Below are 20825 nucleotides of genomic sequence, written 5' to 3'. Positions count from 1 at the left end.
GGTGCGCCCCTCGCGTGTGTGCCGTTGCTCAGCCCGCCAGGCAGGAGGGGCCGAGCAGCACCTTCAGATCGCCGAACAGTGCCGGGTCGGGCTTGACCCGGTGCCGGTCCAGGCGCAGCACCGTCGTCCTGGTCGGGCCCTGGAGCTTGATCCGGACCTCGCTGTCGCCCTTGTGGTGAGAGAGGATCTCGCCGAGGCGGCTGACCATCGGCGGGGTGACCCGGGTGGCCGGGATGGTGAGGATCACGGGCGCGTTGGTGCCCGCGTTCGACAGGTCGGGGACCTGGAGCTCCATCGCCACCAGCCGGGGCACGTCCTCCCGCTTGTCGAGGCGTCCCTTCACGAACACCACGGCGTCCTCGACGAGTTGGGTCGACACCAGCTGGTAGGTCGCCGGGAAGAACATGCACTCGATGGAGCCGGCGAGGTCCTCGACCGTGGCGATCGCCCAGGCGTTGCCCTGCTTGGTCATCTTGCGCTGGAGGCCCGAGATGATGCCGCCGATGGTGACGACCGCGCCGTCGGAGTGCTCGCCTCCGGTGAGCTGGGCGATGCCCGCGTCGGCCTTGTCCGACAGCACGTGCTCCAGGCCGAAGAGCGGGTGGTCGGAGACGTAGAGACCGAGCATCTCCCGCTCCTGGGCGAGCAGATAGGTCTTGTCCCACTCCTCGTCGGTGAACTGGACGTCGAGGCCGAAGCCCGGCTCGCTGGACTCCTCCTCGCCCATCCCGCCGAAGAGGTCGAACTGGCCCTCGGCCTCCTTGCGCTTGACCGCGACCACGTTGTCGATCATCGGCTCGTAGTGCGCGGTGAGGCCCTTGCGGGTGTGGCCCATGGTGTCGAACGCGCCCGCCTTGATCAGCGACTCCGTGGTGCGCTTGTTGCAGGCGGCCGCGTCGATCTTGTCGAGGTAGTCGGGGAAGGAGGCGTACTTGCCCTTCGCCTTGCGGCTCTTGATGATCGACTCGACCACGTTCGTGCCGACGTTGCGCACGGCCTCCAGGCCGAACAGGATCACGTCGTCGCCCTGGGCGGCGAAGTTGTGCACCGACTCGTTCACGTTCGGCGGGAGCACCTTGATGCCCATGCGGCGGCACTCGTTGAGGTAGACGGCCGACTTGTCCTTGTCGTCCTTCACCGAGGTCAGCAGCGCCGCCATGTACTCGGCGGGGTGGTTGGCCTTCAGATACGCCGTCCAGTACGACACCAGTCCGTACGCGGCGGAGTGCGCCTTGTTGAAGGCGTAGCCGGCGAAGGGGACCAGCACGTCCCACAGGGCCTGGATCGCCTCGTCGCTGTAGCCGTTCTTGCGGGCGCCGGCCTGGAAGATGGTGAAGTTCTTGGCCAGTTCGTCGGGCTTCTTCTTGCCCATGACGCGGCGCAGGATGTCGGCCTCGCCGAGCGAGTAGCCGGCGATGATCTGGGCGGCCTTCTGCACCTGCTCCTGGTAGACGATCAGGCCGTAGGTGACCGCCAGGACCTCCTCGAGCGGCTCCTCCAGTTCCTTGTGGATCGGGGTGATCTCCTGGAGCTTGTTCTTGCGCAGCGCGTAGTTGGTGTGCGAGTCCATGCCCATCGGGCCCGGACGATAGAGCGCCGACACGGCGGAGATGTCTTCGAAGTTGTCGGGCTTCATCAGGCGCAGCAGGGAGCGCATGGGGCCGCCGTCGAACTGGAAGACGCCGAGGGTGTCGCCGCGCTGGAGCAGTTCGAAGGTCGTCGGGTCGTCCAGCGGGAGGCTCAGCAGCTCCAGGTCGATGCCCTTGTTGGACTTCACCATCTTCACGGCGTCGTCCATGATCGTCAGGTTGCGCAGGCCGAGGAAGTCCATCTTCAGCAGGCCGAGCGACTCGCAGCTCGGGTAGTCCCACTGCGTGATGGTCACGCCGTCGGTGTGCCGGACCCAGACGGGCACGTGCTCGGTGATGGTCTCGCTCGACATGATCACGCCGGCGGCGTGCACACCCATCTGCCGGACCAGGCCCTCGACGCCCTTGGCGGTGTCGATGACCTTCTTCACGTCCGGCTCGTTCTCGTACATCCCCCGGATCTCGCCCGCCTCGTTGTAGCGCGGGTGCGAGGGGTTGGTGATGCCGTCCAGGTCGATGCCCTTGCCGAGGACGTCGGCGGGCATGGCCTTGGTGAGCCGGTCGCCCATCGCGTACGGGTAGCCCAGCACGCGCGCGGAGTCCTTGATCGCGTTCTTGGCCTTGATCTTGCCGTAGGTGCCGATCATGGCGACCTTGTCGGCGCCGTACTTCTCCGTCACGTACCTGATGACCTCGACGCGCCTGCGCTCGTCGAAGTCGATGTCGACGTCGGGCATCGAGATGCGCTCGGGGTTGAGGAACCGCTCGAAGATCAGGCCGTGCGGGATCGGGTCGAGGTCGGTGATGCCCATGGCGTAGGCGACGATCGAGCCGGCCGCGGAGCCTCGGCCGGGGCCGACCGCGATGCCGTTGTTCTTGGCCCACATGATGAAGTCGGCGACCACGAGGAAGTAGCCGGGGAAGCCCATCGAGATGATGACGTCCATCTCGTACTCGGCCTGCTTCTGGCGGTCCTCGGGGATGCCGCCGGGGAAGCGGCGCTCCATGCCGCGGCGGACCTCCTCCTTGAACCAGGTGACCTCGGTGTAGCCCTCGGGGATGTCGAACTTCGGCATCAGGTCGCGCTTCTCGAACATGCCGGCGGTGTCGACCATCTCGGCGATGAGCAGCGTGTTGCGGCAGCCCTCCTGCCAGGCGTCCGAGGAGTCGATGGCGTACATCTCGTCCGTGGACTTCAGGTAGTAGCCGGTGCCGTCGAACTTGAAACGGTCCGGGTCGGAGAGGTTCTTGCCGGTCTGGATGCACAGCAGGGCGTCGTGGGCGGTCGCCTCGTGCGCGTACGTGTAGTGCGAGTCGTTGGTGACCAGGGGCGGGATGCCGAGCTTCCTTCCGATGTCCAGCAGACCCTCGCGGACCCGGTGCTCGATGTCGATGCCGTGGTCCATCAGCTCCAGGAAGTAGCGGTCCTTGCCGAAGATGTCCTGGTAGTCGGCGGCCGACTTCAGGGCCTCGTCGAACTGGCCGAGGCGCAGCCGGGTCTGGACCTCGCCCGAGGGGCAGCCGGTGGAGGCGACGATCCCCTCGGACCACTGGGAGATCGTCTCCTTGTCCATCCGGGGCCACTTCTGCAGCCAGCCCTCGGCGTACGCGTCGGAGGAGAGCCGGAAGATGTTGTGCAGGCCCGTCCGGTTCGTGGCCCACATCGTCTTGTGGGTGTAGCCGCCGGAGCCGGAGACGTCGTCGCGCTTCTGGTGCGGCTGGCCCCACTGGATCTTGCGCTTGTTGCGCCGCGACTCGGGCGCGACGTACGCCTCGATCCCGATGATCGGGGTGATTCCGGCCTTCTGGGCGGAATGGAAGAAGTCGTACGCCCCGTGGAGGTTGCCGTGGTCCGACATGGCGATGTGCGTCATCCCCATCTCGTTGCACGCGTTGAACATGTCCTTGAGCCGCGCGGCACCGTCCAGCAGCGAGTACTGGGTGTGGACGTGCAGGTGCGTGAACGGCGGCTTTGACACGGTGTGGCCTCCATGGCAAACGGTCGGTGACAGGCGGTCGGACAGTTCTGGGGTCAGCGTCGAAGTCTATGCCTCGGCACTGACACTCCGAGGGCTCCCCCGCGTACCTTCACAGCGAGGATCTCGGGCACTTCCGCGGGTCCTCACCCGTTGGAATCGACGAAACGCCGTCGTACACGTCCAGGCACCAGGAGGCACCCCGCGATGTCGGTACCCCAGCTCAACGACGAGCAGCGCGGCGAGGAGATCCTCGCCGTCTTCGACACCGCCTTCGGCGAACTCCTGGCCGCGGATCCGGCCGCGTTCCGGGTGAAGTTCCGGAAGATGGCGGCCTCGGCGTTCGCGTTCTACCGGGGCACGGCGTGCCTCTTCTACCACGACCTGGCGGCCGAGAAGCGGGGCGGTCCGTACCTGGACGAGCGCACCTCGCGCGTGTGGATCCACGGCGACCTGCACGCGGAGAACTTCGGCACGTACATGGACTCAAACGGCCGGCTGATCTTCAACGTCAACGACTTCGACGAGGCCTACGTCGGCCCGTTCACCTGGGACCTCAGGCGCTTCTCCGCCTCCGTCGCGCTGATCGGGTACGCCAAGGCGCTCAGCGACGAACAGATCACCGAGCTGGTGCGGGTGTACGCGGGCGCGTACCGCGAGCGGATCCACGCCCTGGCGTCCGGCGCGAAGAGCGACGAGGTGCCGCCGTTCACGCTGGACACCGCCGAGGGCCCGCTGCTCGGCGCCCTGCGCGCGGCCCGCTCTCTGACCCGCTTCGAGCTGCTGGACTCGATGACGGAGATCCGCGACTTCGAGCGCCGCTTCGCCCCCGGCGGCGGCTCGATCGAGCTGGACGCGGCGACCCGGTACAAGGTCCTGGCGGCCTTCGACGGCTATCTGGAGACGCTGCCGGACGCGTCGCTGGCCCGCCCCGACTCCTACCGCGTGAAGGACGTGGTGGGCCGCCGCGGCATCGGCATCGGCTCGGCCGGCCTGCCGTCGTACAACATCCTGCTCGAGGGCCACAGCGACGCCCTGGAGAACGACGTGGTGATCTACATCAAGCAGGCCCAGACCCCGGCCGTCTCCCGGCACATCACCGACCCGGCGATCCGCGACTACTTCCAGCACGAGGGCCACCGCACGGTGATCTCGCAGCGCGCCCTGCAGGCGCACGCCGACCCGTGGCTGGGCTGGACCGAGCTGGACGGCGCGGGCCAGCTGGTCGCCGAGGTCTCGCCGTACGCGGTCGACCTGGACTGGGGCGACATCGACGACCCGGAGGAGATCGCCGCCGTCGTCGCCGACCTCGGCCGGGCCACGGCCACCATGCACGCGGCCGCGGACGACACCTCCGGCGAGTCGCTGGTGCCCTTCTCCACCGAGCGCGCCATCGACGCGGCGATCGCCGCCGACGAGGACGGCTTCGCGGACCTGCTGACCGACTTCGCGCACGCCTACGGCGCACGCGCGCGTGCCGACCACCAGATCTTCGTCGACCTGTTCCGCAACGGCCGGATTCCGGGTCTGTGACGTTCCGTGCTCTCACAGGGACCTTTTAGGGGTCCCTTACCGGAGCGCATGACAGACTCTTCCTCGCTATGGACATATCCGGGATCCGACTCAGAGCGCTTCGCGCGGCGCTGTTCACGGCACTCGTCGTGACGCTCAGCACCGCGTCGCACGTGCTGCTGTCGCAGGTCCCGTTGCCGCTGAACACGGTGGCCGCGGTCGCCGCCGCCGTGTTCGCGGTCTCCTTCGCCCTGGCCGGCCGCGAGCGCGGCTTCGGCCCGATCGCCGCCCTGCTGATCCCGCTGGAGCTGGCCGCGGACACGGTCTTCACCACCGGCCAGCACGTCTGCTACGGCCCCTCGGGCGGGCCCGTGACCGGACCGCTGCGCTCCGTCGGCTGGAACCTGCTGTGCGGCACCGGCACCCAGGTCGGCACCCCGCTGACCCGGGTGACCGAGAGCACCGGCACCGACCGCATCGCTGCGCTGCTCGCCCACGCGGACCCGGCCACCGCCTGGCTGCTGCTCGGCGCGCACATCGGGGTCGGCCTGCTCGCCGCCGCCTGGCTGCGCCGTGGCGAGCGCGCCCTGACCCAGCTGCTGCGGGCGGCCGCCGCGACGACGTTCCGGCCGCTGCTGCTCGCGGTCGCCGCGGTCGCCGTGCGGCCGGCCACCGCGGTCCGGCGCCTCGGGCGCACCGGCCCGCCCGTGGCCCTCGTCCGCGACCGGCTCCTCGTGCACTCCCTGGGACGGCGTGGACCGCCGTGCTCGGTCGCCCTGGTCTGAGCGGCCTCTTCCGGTCGCCCGGCCGGCCCCACTGAGCACGACCAGTCCCCCACACGTATTCCGCGCAGCACCTCTGCGCGTCCCACATGGAGAAGACCAACATGAGCAAGCGGAACAGCCAGGCCTCGAAGTCGGCGGCCCGGGAGCGCCTGCGCCAGGAGCGCGAGCGCCAGGCCAAGCGGGCCAAGGCCAAGCGGCAGGGCATCGTGGCCGGTTCGGTCGTCCTCGTCCTGGCGGCGGCCGGCGGCATAGGTTACGCCGTCGTCCAGGGCAACAAGCCCAGCCACTGGGAGGCCGCGAAGGACGCGAAGGTCGTCGCGCCGGCCAACACCACGGGCAAGAACGGCACGACGGTCGTCATCGGCAAGGCGAGCGCCAAGAAGACCCTGAAGGTCTACGAGGACCCGCGCTGCCCGGTCTGCGCCCAGTTCGAGCAGACGGTCGGCGCGACCTTCAAGAAGGACCTCGACGCCGGCAAGTACAAGTTCCAGTACGTGGGCGCCACGTTCATCGACAGCCACGACAACGGCGAGGGCTCCAAGAACGCGCTGAGCGCCCTCGGCGCCGCGCTGAACGTCAGCGACGACGCGTTCCTCCAGTACAAGACCGCGCTGTACTCGGCGAAGTGGCACCCGGACGAGACGCAGGACAAGTTCAAGGACGACGCCTACCTCATCAAGGTCGCCAACACCGTCCCCGCGCTGAAGAACAACGCCCAGTTCCAGAACGCCGTCAAGAAGGGCACCTACGACGCCTGGGCGATGGCCATGTCGAAGACCTTCGACGACAACAAGGACGGCGTCACCGGCACCCCGGGCTTCGTCATGGACGGCAAGCAGCTCAACAACGGCAGCCCGCTGCTGACCGTGGCCGATTTCAACAAGGTCGTCGGCGCGGCCCTCAAGGCCTGATCCACGGCCGGGATTTCCGGAAAGCCCTTACCCCACCTGGGAATTCCGGCCCTCGCGTGAAGAGCGGGCGAACTTTCCGTGTTCGCCCGCTCCCGCGCATACCAGCCAGTAACCTAATCGCCCGTGACCAGTCGATACAGATCGTCCGAGGCGACTCAGAGCCTCAACTCGCTTACGCCCCGCCGCCGTACGGTCGTCAAGGCCGCGGCGGCGACTGCTGTCCTGGCAGGCCCGCTCGCGGCCGCGCTCCCGGCCCGCGCCGCCGCGGACACGCCTGCCTTCCTGCACGGTGTCGCCTCCGGCGACCCGCTGCCCGACGGCGTGCTGCTGTGGACCCGGGTGACCCCCACGTCCGAAGCGGTTCCCGGTTCCGGTCTCGGTCCTGACACCCCGGTCAGCTGGATCGTCGCCCGGGACAGGTCGCTGACCGACATCGTGGCCAAGGGCTCCACCACGGCGACCGCCGCATCCGACCACACCGTCAAGGCGGACATACGCGGCCTCGCGCCCGCCACCGACTACTGGTTCCGCTTCTCGGCCGGCGGCACGGACTCCCCGGTGGCGCGCACCCGCACCGCGCCGGCGGCGGACGCCGCCGTCTCCGGCCTCCGCTTCGGCGTGGTCTCCTGCGCCAACTGGGAGGGCGGCTGGTTCGCCTCGTACCGCCATCTCGCGGCCCGCGGCGACCTGGACGCCTGGCTGCACCTCGGCGACTACATCTACGAGTACAAGTCCGGCGAGTACGCGGCCCGCGGCACGGTCGTGCGCCCGCACGCGCCCGCGAACGAGATCATCACGCTCGCCGACTACCGCACCCGGCACGGCCGGTACAAGACCGACCCGGACCTGCAGGCCCTGCACCACAAGGCGCCGGTCGTGGCGATCTGGGACGACCACGAGTTCGCCGACAACGCCTGGTCGGGCGGCGCGGTCAACCACACCGAGGGCGCCGAGGGCACCTGGACCGACCGCAAGGCGGCCGCCAAGCAGGCCTACTTCGAGTGGATGCCGGTCCGCCCGGCGATCGAGGGCACGACCTACCGCCGGCTGCGCTTCGGCAAGCTCGCCGACCTCTCGCTGCTGGACCTGCGCTCCTTCCGCTCGCAGCAGGCGTCCACCGCCAGCGGCTCGGTCGACGACCCGGACCGCACGATCACCGGGCGCGCCCAACTGGACTGGCTGAAGGCCGGGTTGAAGGCCTCGGACACCACCTGGCGGCTGGTCGGCAACTCGGTGATGATCTCGCCGTTCGCCATCGGCTCCCTCTCCGCCGACCTGCTCAAACCGCTCGCCAAGCTGCTCGGGCTGCCGCAGGAGGGCCTGGCCCTCAACACCGACCAGTGGGACGGCTACACCGACGACCGCCGTGAGCTGCTGGCCCATCTGCGCTCCAACGCCATCCGCAACACGGTCTTCCTGACCGGCGACATCCACATGGCGTGGGCCAACGACGTGCCGGTGGACGCCGGGACGTACCCGCTGTCGGCCTCCGCCGCCACGGAGTTCGTCGTCACGTCGGTGACCTCCGACAACCTCGACGACATCGTGAAGGTCCCCGAGGGCACCGTCTCCGCGATCGCCTCGCCGATCATCCGGGCCGCCAACCGGCACGTCCACTGGGTCGACACCGACCGCCACGGCTACGGCGTCCTGGACATCACCGCCGACCGCGCGCAGATGGACTACTACGTCCTGTCCGACCGCACGGACAAGAACGCGACGTCCGCCTGGGTCCGCTCCTACCGCACCCGCACCGGCACCCAGAAGATCGAGCGCACCTACGACCCGGTGTAAAAAGGCGGGCACGCGGAGCAACCGCTGGGATCTTGACTCCGTCGAACATACTGGCGGGCCGCTGCACTGGCGGCCCGTCAGTTCTGTTCACGATGGGAGTCATATGGCCACCCCCCGAAGTGTCCTGACGAAGACGGCGGTGCTCGGCGCCACCCTGGCCCTCGCCGGGCTCACCGCCGGCTCCGCGCACGCCCAGTCAGCGGCGGCGGCACCGGCGTTCGTCAACCTGACCACCGCCGAGTCCGCGCCCCTGTACGCGCAGCCCACGTCGTCCTCGACGAGATACCGCGTGGAACCGAGGGGCACGACCCTGCGGATCGCCTGCTCGACCACCCACACCCCCTCGGGGGAGCGGTGGTTCAGGCTCTACAACGCCAAGCCGACCACCTGGGTGTGGTCGGGGCACTTCCCCTCGCTCGTCCACCCGCCCAAGGAGTGCTGACGGGCTCCCAGGACGAGTTCCTAGAGGGAGTCGAGGAAGCCGAGTGCCACCCGCCAGGTGGCCTCGGCCGCCTCCTCGTCGTAGTCCGGGAGGCCGGGGTCGGTGTAGAGGTGGCCCGCGCCCGCGTACCGGTAGACCTCGACGTCCGCGCCCGCTCTGCCCATCTGCAGGTACCAGGCGCTCAGCCAGTCGTCCGTCTCGAAGGGGTCGGGTTCGGCCACGTGCAGCTGGACCGGCAGGTCGTCCACCGCGGCGTTCGGCGCGATGTCCGACGTGCCGTGCAGGAGCAGCAGTCCGCGGGCCTTCTCGTCGCCGAGCGCCAGGGTCTGCGCGACGGAGGCGCCGAGCGAGAACCCGGCGTACACGAGTCCTCGCTCCGAGTAGGGCGCGGCGGCCAGCACGGCCCGCTTGAGCAGCTCGTCCTTGCCGATCTCCTCGTTGAAGGCCATGCCCTCCTCGACCGTCTCGAAGGTGCGCCCGTCGAAGAGGTCCGGGGTCCACACCTCGTGCCCGGCGCCGCGCAGCCGGTCCGCGGCCTCGCGCACCGCGGGCCTGAGGCCGTAGGTCGAGTGAAAGAGCATGATGTTCATGAGGCCATGGTGCCAGCCGGGTCCGACAGCGCCCCGTCGCGGCCGTACCCGGATCGAGCGCCAACTCACATGTTCATGACCCCCCGCATCCGGTTACGTTCGGAGGCATGGAGAACGTACTGCGTCCGCTGATCGTGATCGGCGGCTCGGTCGTGCTCACGCTGGTCATCGGCTGGGCCACCGACCAGTTGCTGCGCAAGGCCGACGAACGGCACCGGGAGACGCCGCTGTGGGGGCTGCTGCGCCGTGCCCGGGTCCCCTACCAGCTGGTGATCTGCGCCGCCCTGCTGAGAGGCTCCTACGACCAGTTGCAGCGGTTCCGGGACTACCGGATCGGCATCGGCCAGGCGCTGACCCTGGTGCTGATCGGTGCCACCGCGTGGCTGGTCGTGCGGATCGCCGCCGCCATCGTCGAGACGTCCTACAGCCGTTACGCCCGCGCCCACCACGACGCCGCCCGGGTCCGCCGGGTGCGGACCCAGGTGTCGCTGATCATGCGCGTGGTGACCGCGATCGTCGGCGTGGTGGCCGTGGCCTCGATGCTGCTGACGTTCCCGGCCATGCGCGCGGCCGGTGCCTCGCTGCTGGCGTCGGCCGGCGTCGTCGGCATCGTCGCCGGTGTGGCCGCCCAGTCGACGCTCAGCAACATGTTCGCCGGCTTCCAGATCGCCTTCGGCGACATGGTGCGCATCGGCGACACGGTCGTGGTCGACGGCGAGTGGGGCACGGTCGAGGAGATCACCCTGACCTTCCTGACCGTACGGACCTGGGACGAGCGCCGGATCACGATGCCGGTGTCGTACTTCACCTCGAAGCCGTTCGAGAACTGGTCGCGCGGCGGCAACCAGATGACGGGCATCGTCTACTGGCACCTCGACCACACCGCGCCGATCGAGGAGATGCGCGAGCGGCTGCGGGACATCCTGCGCGAGTGCCCCGCCTGGGACGGCCGCGCCTGCGGTCTGGTGGTCACCGACTCGACCCCGAACACCATCCAGGTCCGCGCCCTGGTGACGGCCAAGGACGCCGACGACATCTGGACGGTCCGGGTCACGGTGCGCGAGCAGATGCTGGACTGGCTGTGCCGCAAGCACCCGTACGCCCTGCCCCGCGTCAACACGGCGGAGGCGATCCTGCCGGCGGACTGGCCCACTGCGGACGGTCACCGTGACGGGCAGCCCGACGGTCACCGGGACTGGCACCGCGACGGCCACTCCGACGGCGCCGCCACCGCGCACCGCGTCCCCGAGCCGCCGCGGACGGGCCGCGGCTGAGAGCGGAGTGCCACCGAGGCCGTACGGGTCCGCCCGTACGGCCTCAGTTGCCGCGCTCCGCGCCCCCGTTGACCTGGACGACCTGCGAGGTGACGTGGCCCGCGCCCGGGGAGGCGAGCCAGTGCAGCGTCGAGGCGACGTCACCGGGCGTACCGGCGCGGCCGGTCGAGGTGTCGGCGACGAGCCGTTCGCGCCGCGCCGGGTCGATCCGCGGCCCGAAGAACTCGGTGTCCTCGATGTAGCCCGGCGCGACCACGTTCACGGTGATCCCGCGCGGGCCCAACTCCCGTGCCAGATCATGCGCGTACGGGTGCAGCGCGGCCTTGGCGGCCCCGTACGCCCCGGTCCCGGACCCCCGGTACGCCGCGATGGAGCTGACGAACAGCACCCGCCCGCCCGGTGAGGCCAGCCGGTCCTTCAGCGCCTCCGTGAGCAGCGCGGCGGTCAGCGTGTTGATCCGGAAGTTGACGGTCCAGTCGTGCGCGACCCGGTCGAGCGGGTCCTCGCTCGCGGACCCGGGCTCCAGCTGCCCGGTGCCCCCGGCGCTGTGGACGAGCACGTCCACCGTCCCGAACTCCTGCGCCACGAAGCCGGCGACACCGCGCACGGCGGCGGGGTCACTCAGATCGGCGGCATACGTCGACGCCCCCGGCACCCCGGCCTTCTCCAGCACGTCCGCCCGGCGGCCCAGCAGCAGGACCCGATCCCCGTCCGCTGCGAAGACACGGGCCGCGGCGAGCCCGATTCCCGTACCGCCGCCACTGATCACGACATTGCGAGCCATGAGGCGACTCTACGAAGCCTCGCCGCGGTCCGCGATCGATATCCGGGCCGGGAGGCGGCGGAACGCCGGAGTACGGCGCCGAAGTCACCGCCGGACGGCGCCGGTCACCGCAGGCTGCGCACGTCCAGATGGCGCAGCACCCGGTCGACGATCTCCGGATCCGCCCCCGGCTCGTTGCGTGCGGACAGCACCTCGTGCCGCGCGGCGCTCAGCAACTCGCCCTGGATGCGGCGCATCCGCTTGAGCCGGCGCACCCGCATCTCGTGCGCCTCCCGCCGCTCCTCCTCGCCCATCTCGGGGCTGATCCGCACCCCGATCTCGAAGGCCCGCCGCAGCATCTGTTCGGACAGCTCCTCCGGCAGTTCCTCGACCTCCTCGATCTCCCGCAGCCTCCGCTTGGCCGCCTTGGCCGCCCGCACCGCCAGCGTCCGCTCGAACTCCTTCTCCCGCTCCGTGTCGGACTGCACGCCCAGCCGCTTCACCAGCCACGGCAGGGTCAGCCCCTGGAGCACCAGCGTCGCCATGATCACGCCGAACGCGATGAACACGATCTCGTCCCGGTCCGGGAAGGCCGAACCGTCGTCGGTCTCCAGCGGGATCGCCAGCGCGAGCGCCACCGAGGCCACCCCGCGCATCCCCGACCACCACATGATGACGGTCTCCCGCCAGGTCATCGGGATGTCCTCGTCGTGGTCCCGCTTGGCGTGCAGCCGTTTGGTGAGCCAGGTCGCCGGCAGCAGGTACACCAGCCGTACGACGACCACCACGGCCACGATCACGCCGGCCCACCCGAGCATCTCGCTCCAGCGCCCGGACGCCGTGCGGATCGCGTTGTGCAGTTCGAGACCGATCAGGCCGAAGGCGACGCCCGTGACGAGCGTGTCGACGATGTCCCAGAACGTGTGGCCGGCGAGCCGCGTCATCACGTCGTCGGGGTCGGTGCCGTACTCGGAGAGGAACAGCGCGGTGGTGAGCACGGCGAGCACCCCGGAGCCGTGCAGCTCCTCGGCGAGCACGTACGACGCGTACGGCACGAGCAGCGTCAGGCCGACCTGCAGCGTCGCGTCGCCGAGCAGGTCGAGGAGGCGGTTGGCGCTCCAGCCCAGGGCCACGCCCACGGCGACGGCGACGACTGCGGACAGCACCAGGTCGAGCGCGGCCCGCCCCGGGTGGAAGTCACCGCTGACGGCGGCGGCGACGGCGACGTGGTAGAGCACGATCGCCGTCACGTCGTTGAACAGGCCCTCGCCCTCCAGGATGGACACGATCCGGCGGGGCAGCCCCAACTGCCCGGCGACGGCGGTCGCGGCGACCGGGTCGGGCGGTGCCACGAGCGCGCCGAGCGCCACGGCGGCGGCGACGGGCAGCCCCGGCACGATGCTGTGCGCCACGGCGGCCACGCACACGGTGGTGACGAAGACCAGCGCCACCGCCAGCAGGAAGATCGGCCGCCGGTTGGCCGCGAACTGCCGCCAGGAGGTGCGCCGCACCGCCGCGTACAGCAGCGGCGGGAGCAGCAGGGGCAGGATCAGGTCCGGCGGCACGTCGACGTTCGGCACGAAGTCCACCACGGCGAGGACGATCCCCAGCAGGGTCATCAGCACCGGCGCGGGCAGCCCGAACCGGTCTCCCAGCGGGACACTCACCAGGGCCCCGAGCAACAGCACGAACAGCAGGGCCAACTGATCCACGGTCAGCGCTCCGGGCAGGTCGACGTACGGCAGCAGGCCTCAAGCCTGCCACGCCGCCGCGCCGACCAGCGTCTTCAGCCCCCAGGGCGCAGCGCGCGCCGCATCGCGCGGTGCGGGATGCCCGCCTCCGGGTACTCCGGTCCGTACGCCTCGTATCCGAGCCGCTCGTAGAAGCCCAGCGCGTGCGTCTGCGCGTGCAGGTCGACGGCCGCGAGCCCGCGCGCGCGTGCCGCGTCCTCGATGGCGCGCACCAGCGCCGCGCCGACGCCGAGCCCGCGCGCGTCCCGGGTCACCGCGAGCCGCCCGAGCGAGCCCACCGCAGGATCGCCGCCGGTCTTCGTGGCGGCCGCCGCACCGTGCAGCAGGCGCCCGGTGCCGAGCGGCACGCCGTCCTCGCGCACGGCCAGCACATGTACGGCCACCGCGTCGTACTCGTCGTACTCCAGGTCCTCGGGCACGCCCTGCTCGGCGACGAAGACGTCCTTGCGCAGGGCGAAGCACGTCTCCAGGTCGGCGAGGTCCTCGGCGACGCGCACCTCGTACGCGTGCGTGCTCATCCGTACGTCTCCTCGCGGACCTGGTCCAGGGCCTGCTGCAGGTCGGCGGGGTAGTCGCTCTCGAACTCGACCCACTGCCCGTCCCCGGGGTGCTCGAAGCCGAGCCGGACGGCGTGCAGCCACTGGCGGGTCAGGCCCAGCCGCTTGGCGAGCGTCGGGTCGGCGCCGTAGGTCAGGTCGCCGACGCAGGGGTGGCGGTGGGCGGCCATGTGGACGCGGATCTGGTGGGTGCGGCCGGTCTCCAGCTTCACGTCGAGCAGGGAGGCCGCGCGGAACGCCTCGATCAGGTCGTAGTGCGTGACGGAGGGCTTGCCGTCGGCGGTGACCGCCCACTTGTAGTCGTGGTTGGGGTGGCGGCCGATGGGCGCGTCGATGGTGCCGCTGGTCGGGTCGGGGTGGCCCTGGACGAGCGTGTGGTACCGCTTGTCGACCGTGCGCTCCTTGAACTGCCGCTTCAGCGAGGTGTACGCGCGCTCCGACTTGGCGACCACCATCAGGCCCGAGGTGCCCACGTCGAGGCGGTGCACGATGCCCTGGCGCTCGGCGGCGCCGGAGGTCGAGATGCGGTAGCCGGCGGCGGCCAGTCCCCCGATGACGGTCGTGCCGGTCCAGCCGGGCGAGGGGTGGGCGGCGACGCCGACCGGCTTGACGATCACGACCACGTCATCGTCGTCGTACACGATCTCCATGCCCTCGACGGGCTCGGCGACGATCTGCACGGGCGCGGGTGCCTGCGGCATCTCGACCTCGAGCCAGGCCCCGCCGTGCACCCGCTCCGACTTCCCGGCCACCGACCCGTCGACCGTGACCTTCCCCGCCGCGGCGAGCTCGGCCGCCTTGGTGCGGGAGAAGCCGAACATGCGGGAGATGGCGGCGTCGACGCGCTCGCCCTCCAGGCCGTCGGGCACGGGCAGGGTACGGATCTCGGGAATCGTGCTCACCCGTCGAGTATGCCGGACGGGGCAGGCACGCCGGACCGGAGCCTGTGGATCAAGCCCCCGGCGCCCTGTGGATCAAGCCCCCGGCGCCCGGTCCCCGGCGGTCAGTCCTTGTGGACGGTGCCGTCCGGGTCGAGCCCCTTGAACGACAGCAGCACGATCAGGATGCCGCCGCACACGATCGCCGAGTCGGCCAGGTTGAAGACCGCGAACCCCTTGGGCGAGATGAAGTCGACGACCGCGCCCTCGAAGACGCCGGGCGAGCGGAAGATCCGGTCGGTGAGGTTGCCGAGGGCGCCGCCCAGCAGCAGGCCGAGCGCGATCGCCCAGGGCAGGCTGTAGAGCTTGCGGGCGAGCCGGGCGATCACCACGATGACGGCCGCCGCGATCACCGTGAAGATCACGGTGAAGGCCTCGCCGAAGCCGAAGGCCGCGCCCGCGTTGCGGATCGCCTCGAGCTTCAGCCAGTCCCCGATGATCTGGATCGGCGCGTGGTGCTCCAGCTTGGCGACCACGATCATCTTGCTGATCAGGTCGAGGGCGTACGCGAACGCGGCGACCGCGAACAGCACGACGACACGGCGCTTGCCCCTAGGGCGTGCGGATCCGCCCTGCTCCGGCTCGGTCCCCGCTGCCTCTGGGGTGTCCGGGGTACCGATGATGCGCTCCGCCTCTGCCACGTGAGTCCCTCAACCTAGATACCTGACTGAGGACGAGGGTACGACACGCCTCCCGCCCCCATCAGTACCGGCGTTCCTGCTTCTGCTTGCACTCCACGCACAGGGTGGCCCGCGGGAACGCCTGCATCCGGGCCTTGCCGATGGGGTTGCCGCAGTTCTCGCAGAGACCGTAGGTGCCGGCGTCCAGCCGCTGCAGGGCGCGCTGCGTCTGCTCGAGCATCTCGCGCGCGTTGGCGGCGAGGGCCAGCTCGTGCTCGCGGGTGATGTTCTTGGTGCCGGTGTCCGCCTGGTCGTCGCCCGCGCCGTCGCCGGAGTCCCGCATCAGGCCGGCGATGGCGTTCTCGGACGCGGTGATCTCGTCGTTGAGCCGGGTCGCCTCGGCGTGCAGCTCGGCCCGCGCCTCCTCGACCTCCTCGGGGGTCCAGGGGTCCTCACCGGGACGTACGGCGAGCTCGCCGGGTTCCGCCGCGGCGACGCGCGCCTTGGGCAGGGCTGTCTTCGCCGCCGTGGCCGTGCCTGGAGTCTTCTTCGCAACCACCGTCGTGGCTCCCGTCTCCTCCGCGGCCTCAGCCGCACCCACCGTCTTGGCCGTACGTTTCCTGCCCACACCCGCACCCTTGGCGCGTGTGGCCTTGCCCTCCGCGACCGTGCTCTCCTCATCGGCACGCCCGGTGGCCGCGGTCTTCGCGGCCGCGGCCTTCCTGCCCGCACTCTTCCTGGCCGCGGCCTTCCTGGTACCGCTCTTCGCGACCGCCGCCGTTTCGGATGCGGCCTCCTCGTCCACGGCCTTGGCGGCAGCGCCCTCGGCGGCCGTGGTCTTCCCACCCGCGCGCTTGCCGGCCGCGGTCTTCTTGCCCACGGCCTTCGCGCCCGCGGCCTTCTCAGCCGCGGTCTTCTTGCCCGCGGTCCTGGTGGCGGTGGCCTTCCCGGCGGTGGTCTTCGTGGCGGTGGTCTCCTCGTCCTCGGTCCCCGCAGCCGCGGCCTTCGTGGCGGCCGGCTTCGCAGCCGTGCCTTTCTCGGCCGCGGTCTTCCTGGTGCTGGTCTTCTTCGCGGCGGTCTTCTTCGCCGCGGACTTCGTGGCCGCCTTCTTGGCTGAGGTCTTCGTGGCCGCGGTCTTCGTGGCCGCAGTCTTCTTCGCCGCCGTCTTCGTGGTCGCGGTCTTTCTGCCCGTGCCGGCCTCGGCCGAAGCCGCCGCGTCCCCGCTCTTCCCGGCCGCGCTCCTCGCGGCCGCCGTCCCGGCCGCACCCTTCCCGCCCTCGGCCTTCGTGCCCGCGGACTTCCTGCCCGCGCCCGCCCCGCCCTTCCCGCCGGCCGTCCCCGTGCCCCCCGGTCCGCCGTGGCCCTCCCCCGTGGACGCCCTGATCGTCTTCTTCGCCGAAGCCGTACCGGAGCCGGAGGCCGGCGCGGCCCGCTTGGTGGCGCTCTTCCTGGCGTGCTTCTCCGCGCCCGGCCCGCCCCCTCCGGCCACCCCTCGCGTGGCCGCCGTGGACGACGCCGGCTGCTGTACGGCGGTCTTCTTCGCCACCATGGCCGCGGCCCCTTCACATTTTGTGATCTTGCACGCGAATCGTGCTGGGACGATAAATCGACTTCAGTCCCGCGGCAACGGGGCACACCGCCCGATTCGCCCGGCCCGCGCACGCCGCTCCGCAAGCCTGCCTGCGTTGTGCCCAGCTCCCCGCGGGGTAATCCGCCGGACCGTCCGTCCCAGAATCCGAACACGCGTACCGCTCCATTCGGGTCATCTCCGGCCGTCCGGCGCCCGGACCTCCGGGTACCCGGAAACCGGTCGGCCGCTGTCCTCGCGGCGCCGTACACTGGCCGGAGCGAAAAGCATGGATGGGGACGAGTAGCGGCGTACGCAGCCCAGAGCGACCCGGGGACGGTGGAAGCCCGGGGGCGAGCGCGACGCGAAGATCACCCCGGAGCCGCCGGAAGAAAGCCGCAGCCGACAGGCAGCGGCCGGTAGAACCGGCATCGCGACCCCAATGAGGGGGCTCACCGTCGCAGACCAGGCGCCGGCGGGCCAAGGAGGGTGGTACCGCGGGAGCCCGCCGAAACCGGCGTAGAGAAGGACACGGCTCTCGTCCCTCCGGACGGAAGGCAGCAAGTCCGCCGGAGGAAGCCCGCTGATGACAACGCCGACGTACCGCCAGGTGCCCGCCCAGGTCGACCTGCCCGCGCTCGAGCACGCCGTGCTCGACTTCTGGCGCGACCAGAAGATCTTCGCCAAGACCCTGGAGCAGTCCGAGGGCCGCCCCGAGTGGGTCTTCTACGAGGGCCCGCCCACCGCCAACGGCATGCCGGGCGCCCACCACATCGAGGCCCGCGTCTTCAAGGACGTCTTCCCGCGCTTCCGCACCATGCGCGGCTACCACGTGGCCCGCAAGGCGGGCTGGGACTGCCACGGCCTGCCGGTGGAGCTCGCGGTCGAGAAGGAACTCGGCTTCACGGGCAAGCGTGACATCGAGGCGTACGGCATCGCCGAGTTCAACGCCAAGTGCCGCGAGTCGGTGACCCGCCACACCGACGCCTTCGAAGAGCTCACGACCCGCATGGGGTACTGGACCGACCTCACCGACCCCTACCGCACGATGGACCCCGAGTACATCGAGTCGGTCTGGTGGTCGCTCAAGGAGATCTTCGACAAGGGCCTGCTGGTGCAGGACTACCGCGTGGCCCCCTGGTGCCCGCGTGACGAGACGGGCCTGTCCGACCACGAGCTGGCGCAGGGCTACGAGACGATCGTGGACCCCTCCGTGTACGTCCGTTTCCCGCTCACCTCCGGTCCGCTCGCCGGCGAGGCCGCGCTCCTGGTGTGGACGACGACCCCCTGGACGCTGGTCTCCAACACGGCTGTCGCCGCGCACCCCGAGGTCACCTACGTCGTGGCGACCGACGGCGAGGAGAAGGTCGTCGTCGCCGAGCCGCTCGTCGGCAAGGCGCTCGGCGAGGGCTGGGAGACCACCGGCCAGACCTTCACCGGCGCCGAGATGGAGCGCTGGACGTATCAACGACCGTTCGAGCTCGTCGAGTTCCCGGAACCGGCCCATTTCGTCGTCAACGCCGAATACGTCACGACCGAGGACGGTACGGGTCTGGTCCACCAGTCCCCCGCCTTCGGTGAGGACGACCTCAAGGTCTGCCGCGCGTACGGCCTGCCCGTGGTCAACCCGGTCCGCCGGGACGGCACCTTCGAGGAGGACGTCCCGCTGGTCGGCGGCGTCTTCTTCAAGAAGGCGGACGAGCGGCTCACCGAGGACCTCCAGCAGCGCGGTCTGCTCTTCAAGCACATCCCGTACGAGCACAGCTACCCGCACTGCTGGCGCTGCCACACCGCGCTCCTCTACTACGCGCAGCCGTCCTGGTACATCCGCACGACGGCCGTCAAGGACCGCCTGCTCCAGGAGAACGAGAACACCAACTGGTTCCCGGACACGGTCAAGCACGGCCGGTACGGCGACTGGCTGAACAACAACATCGACTGGGCGCTGTCCCGCAACCGCTACTGGGGCACCCCGCTGCCGATCTGGCGCTGCGAGGAGGGCCATCTCACCTGCGTCGGCTCCCGGGCCCAGCTCACCGAGCTGACCGGCACCGACCAGTCCGAACTGGACCCGCACCGCCCGTACATCGACGACGTCACCTTCCCGTGCCCCGAGTGCCGGCAGACGGCCACGCGCGTGCCGGAGGTCATCGACGCCTGGTACGACTCGGGTTCGATGCCGTTCGCGCAGTGGGGCTACCCGTACAAGAACAAGGAGCTGTTCGAGGCCCGTTACCCGGCGCAGTTCATCTGCGAGGCCATCGACCAGACCCGCGGCTGGTTCTACACGCTGATGGCCGTCGGCACCCTGGTCTTCGACAAGTCCTCGTACGAGAACGTCGTCTGCCTCGGCCACATCCTCGCCGAGGACGGCCGCAAGATGTCCAAGCACCTGGGCAACATCCTGCAGCCGATCCCGCTGATGGACCAGCACGGCGCGGACGCGGTGCGCTGGTTCATGGCCGCGGGTGGCTCCCCGTGGGCGGCCCGCCGTGTGGGCCACGGCACCATCCAGGAGGTCGTCCGCAAGACGCTCCTGACGTACTGGAACACGGTCGCCTTCCAGGCCCTGTACGCGCGCACCTCCAACTGGGCGCCCAGCGCGGCGGATCCGGCCCCGGCCGACCGCCCGGTGCTGGACCGCTGGCTGCTGAGCGAGCTGCACGCGCTCACCGACCAGGTGACCGAGTCGCTGGAGGCCTACGACACCCAGCGCGCCGGCAAGCTCCTGTCCGCGTTCGTCGACGACCTCTCCAACTGGTACGTGCGCCGCTCCCGCCGCCGCTTCTGGCAGGGCGACAAGGCGGCGCTGCGTACGCTGCACGAGGTCGTGGAGACGGTCACCAAGCTGATGGCCCCGCTGACCCCGTTCATCACCGAGCGGGTCTGGCAGGACCTCGTCGTGCCGGTGACGCCGGGCGCGCCGGAGTCGGTGCACCTGTCGTCCTGGCCGGAGGCGGACCTGTCGGCGATCGACCCCGAGCTGTCGAAGCAGATGGTCCTCGTCCGCCGTCTCGTCGAACTGGGCCGCGCCACGCGCGCGGAGTCGGGCGTGAAGACCCGCCAGCCGCTGTCCCGCGCGCTCGTCGCCGCGTCCGGCTTCGACGCGCTCGACCGCGAACTGCACACGCAGATCACGGAGGAGCTGAACGTCAGCGCCCTCGCGTCGCTGTCCGAGGTCGGCGGCAGCCTGGTCGACACCACGGCGAAGGCCAACTTCCGCGCCCTGGGCAAGCGGTTCGGCAAGCGCGTCCAGGACGTGGCGAAGGCCGTCGCGAACGCGGACGCGGCCGCGCTGTCCCTGGCCCTGCGCGAGGGCACGGCGACGGTCGAGGTCGACGGCGAGACGATCACCCTCGCCCCCGACGAGGTGATCATCACCGAGACCCCGCGCGAGGGCTGGTCGGTGGCCTCCGACTCGGGTGCCACGGTCGCCCTCGACCTGGAGCTCACCGAGGAGCTGCGCCAGGCGGGCCTCGCCCGCGACGCGATCCGCCTGATCCAGGAGGCCCGCAAGAACAGCGGCCTCGACGTCGCGGACCGGATCGCCCTGCGCTGGACGTCCACGGACCCGGCGGTCATCGCCGCCCTGTCCGAGCACGCGGACCTGATCGCTGACGAGGTCCTGGCCACGGACTTCGCCCAGGGCGAGGCCGACGGCTCCTACGGCGCCTCGTTCACCGACGAGGGTCTGTCGCTGGCGTTCCGCCTCCGCAAGGCATAACCGCACGGCGCGCGAAGGGCCCGGCCTCCCCG

Annotated in this window: 15 protein-coding genes; 7 read left to right on the top strand and 8 right to left on the bottom strand. The window is 70.5% G+C overall.

The features are described from left to right. Positions 1-28: 28 nt before the first annotated feature. Positions 29-3568: a DNA polymerase III subunit alpha gene (gene dnaE / locus ACFU97_RS42255; RefSeq protein WP_384267579.1), complete on the bottom strand. Its 3540-nt coding sequence runs from the start codon at positions 3566-3568 to the stop codon at positions 29-31. 204 nt (positions 3569-3772) lie between these two features. Between dnaE and ACFU97_RS42250 the strand changes: the two genes are divergently transcribed. From ACFU97_RS42250 to ACFU97_RS42230, 5 genes are all read left to right on the top strand, one after another. Then, a complete protein-coding gene (locus tag ACFU97_RS42250; protein ID WP_384267577.1) occupies positions 3773-5098 on the top strand; it encodes a DUF2252 domain-containing protein in 1326 nt (441 codons plus the stop codon). A 68-nt stretch (positions 5099-5166) separates the two neighbouring features. After that, a complete protein-coding gene (locus tag ACFU97_RS42245; protein WP_384267574.1) occupies positions 5167-5862 on the top strand; it encodes a hypothetical protein in 696 nt (231 codons plus the stop codon). A gap of 101 nt (positions 5863-5963) precedes the next feature. Further along, the gene (locus ACFU97_RS42240) at positions 5964-6773 is read left to right on the top strand and encodes a thioredoxin domain-containing protein (RefSeq protein ID WP_384267572.1); all 810 of its coding nucleotides are present in this window, start codon (positions 5964-5966) and stop codon (positions 6771-6773) included. Between the two features lie 123 nt (positions 6774-6896). Further along, positions 6897-8567 (top strand): alkaline phosphatase D family protein, encoded by a 1671-nt coding sequence (locus tag ACFU97_RS42235; RefSeq protein WP_384267570.1) that lies wholly within the window; start codon positions 6897-6899, stop codon positions 8565-8567. 103 nt (positions 8568-8670) lie between these two features. After that, positions 8671-9009, top strand: coding sequence for a hypothetical protein (locus tag ACFU97_RS42230; protein ID WP_384267567.1), 339 nt, complete (start codon positions 8671-8673; stop codon positions 9007-9009). Between the two features lie 20 nt (positions 9010-9029). Here the strand turns inward: ACFU97_RS42230 and ACFU97_RS42225 are convergent, their stop codons facing one another. Continuing rightward, a complete protein-coding gene (locus ACFU97_RS42225; protein ID WP_384267565.1) occupies positions 9030-9599 on the bottom strand; it encodes a dienelactone hydrolase family protein in 570 nt (189 codons plus the stop codon). A gap of 107 nt (positions 9600-9706) precedes the next feature. On the opposite strand from ACFU97_RS42225, the gene ACFU97_RS42220 reads away from it, so the two are divergent. Further along, positions 9707-10873, top strand: coding sequence for a mechanosensitive ion channel family protein (locus tag ACFU97_RS42220; RefSeq protein ID WP_384267563.1), 1167 nt, complete (start codon positions 9707-9709; stop codon positions 10871-10873). 43 nt (positions 10874-10916) lie between these two features. Here ACFU97_RS42220 and ACFU97_RS42215 read toward each other — a convergent pair whose 3' ends face one another. The 6 genes from ACFU97_RS42215 to ACFU97_RS42190 form a co-directional block, all read right to left on the bottom strand. After that, on the bottom strand, positions 10917-11657 hold the full coding sequence (locus tag ACFU97_RS42215) for an SDR family NAD(P)-dependent oxidoreductase (RefSeq protein ID WP_384267560.1): 741 nt from the start codon (positions 11655-11657) through the stop codon (positions 10917-10919). Between the two features lie 104 nt (positions 11658-11761). Then, on the bottom strand, positions 11762-13348 hold the full coding sequence (locus ACFU97_RS42210; RefSeq protein WP_384267557.1) for a Na+/H+ antiporter: 1587 nt from the start codon (positions 13346-13348) through the stop codon (positions 11762-11764). Positions 13349-13422: 74 nt separating this feature from the next. Continuing rightward, positions 13423-13905 carry a GNAT family N-acetyltransferase gene (locus ACFU97_RS42205; RefSeq protein ID WP_384267555.1) on the bottom strand — a complete coding sequence of 161 codons (483 nt, stop codon included), beginning with the start codon at positions 13903-13905 and terminating at the stop codon, positions 13423-13425. Then, entirely contained in the window at positions 13902-14846 is a 945-nt protein-coding gene (locus ACFU97_RS42200) for an RluA family pseudouridine synthase (protein WP_384267552.1), read from the bottom strand. Before ACFU97_RS42200 ends, ACFU97_RS42205 begins: the two co-directional genes overlap by 4 nt. Positions 14847-14947: 101 nt before the next feature. After that, positions 14948-15523 (bottom strand): signal peptidase II, encoded by a 576-nt coding sequence (lspA, locus tag ACFU97_RS42195; RefSeq protein WP_384267549.1) that lies wholly within the window; start codon positions 15521-15523, stop codon positions 14948-14950. Between the two features lie 61 nt (positions 15524-15584). Continuing rightward, positions 15585-17051: a TraR/DksA family transcriptional regulator gene (locus ACFU97_RS42190; RefSeq protein WP_384267546.1), complete on the bottom strand. Its 1467-nt coding sequence runs from the start codon at positions 17049-17051 to the stop codon at positions 15585-15587. Between the two features lie 604 nt (positions 17052-17655). Between ACFU97_RS42190 and ileS the strand changes: the two genes are divergently transcribed. Next, on the top strand, positions 17656-20793 hold the full coding sequence (gene ileS, locus ACFU97_RS42185) for an isoleucine--tRNA ligase (protein WP_384267545.1): 3138 nt from the start codon (positions 17656-17658) through the stop codon (positions 20791-20793). The last annotated feature ends 32 nt before the right edge of the window (positions 20794-20825 follow it).

The sequence above is a fragment of the Streptomyces sp. NPDC057616 genome, from assembly GCF_042800575.1.
Taxonomy (GTDB): Bacteria; Actinomycetota; Actinomycetes; order Streptomycetales; family Streptomycetaceae; genus Streptomyces.
Note: the sequence above shows the minus strand (reverse complement) of the source record. Positions and strands in the feature narration are given on the sequence as shown.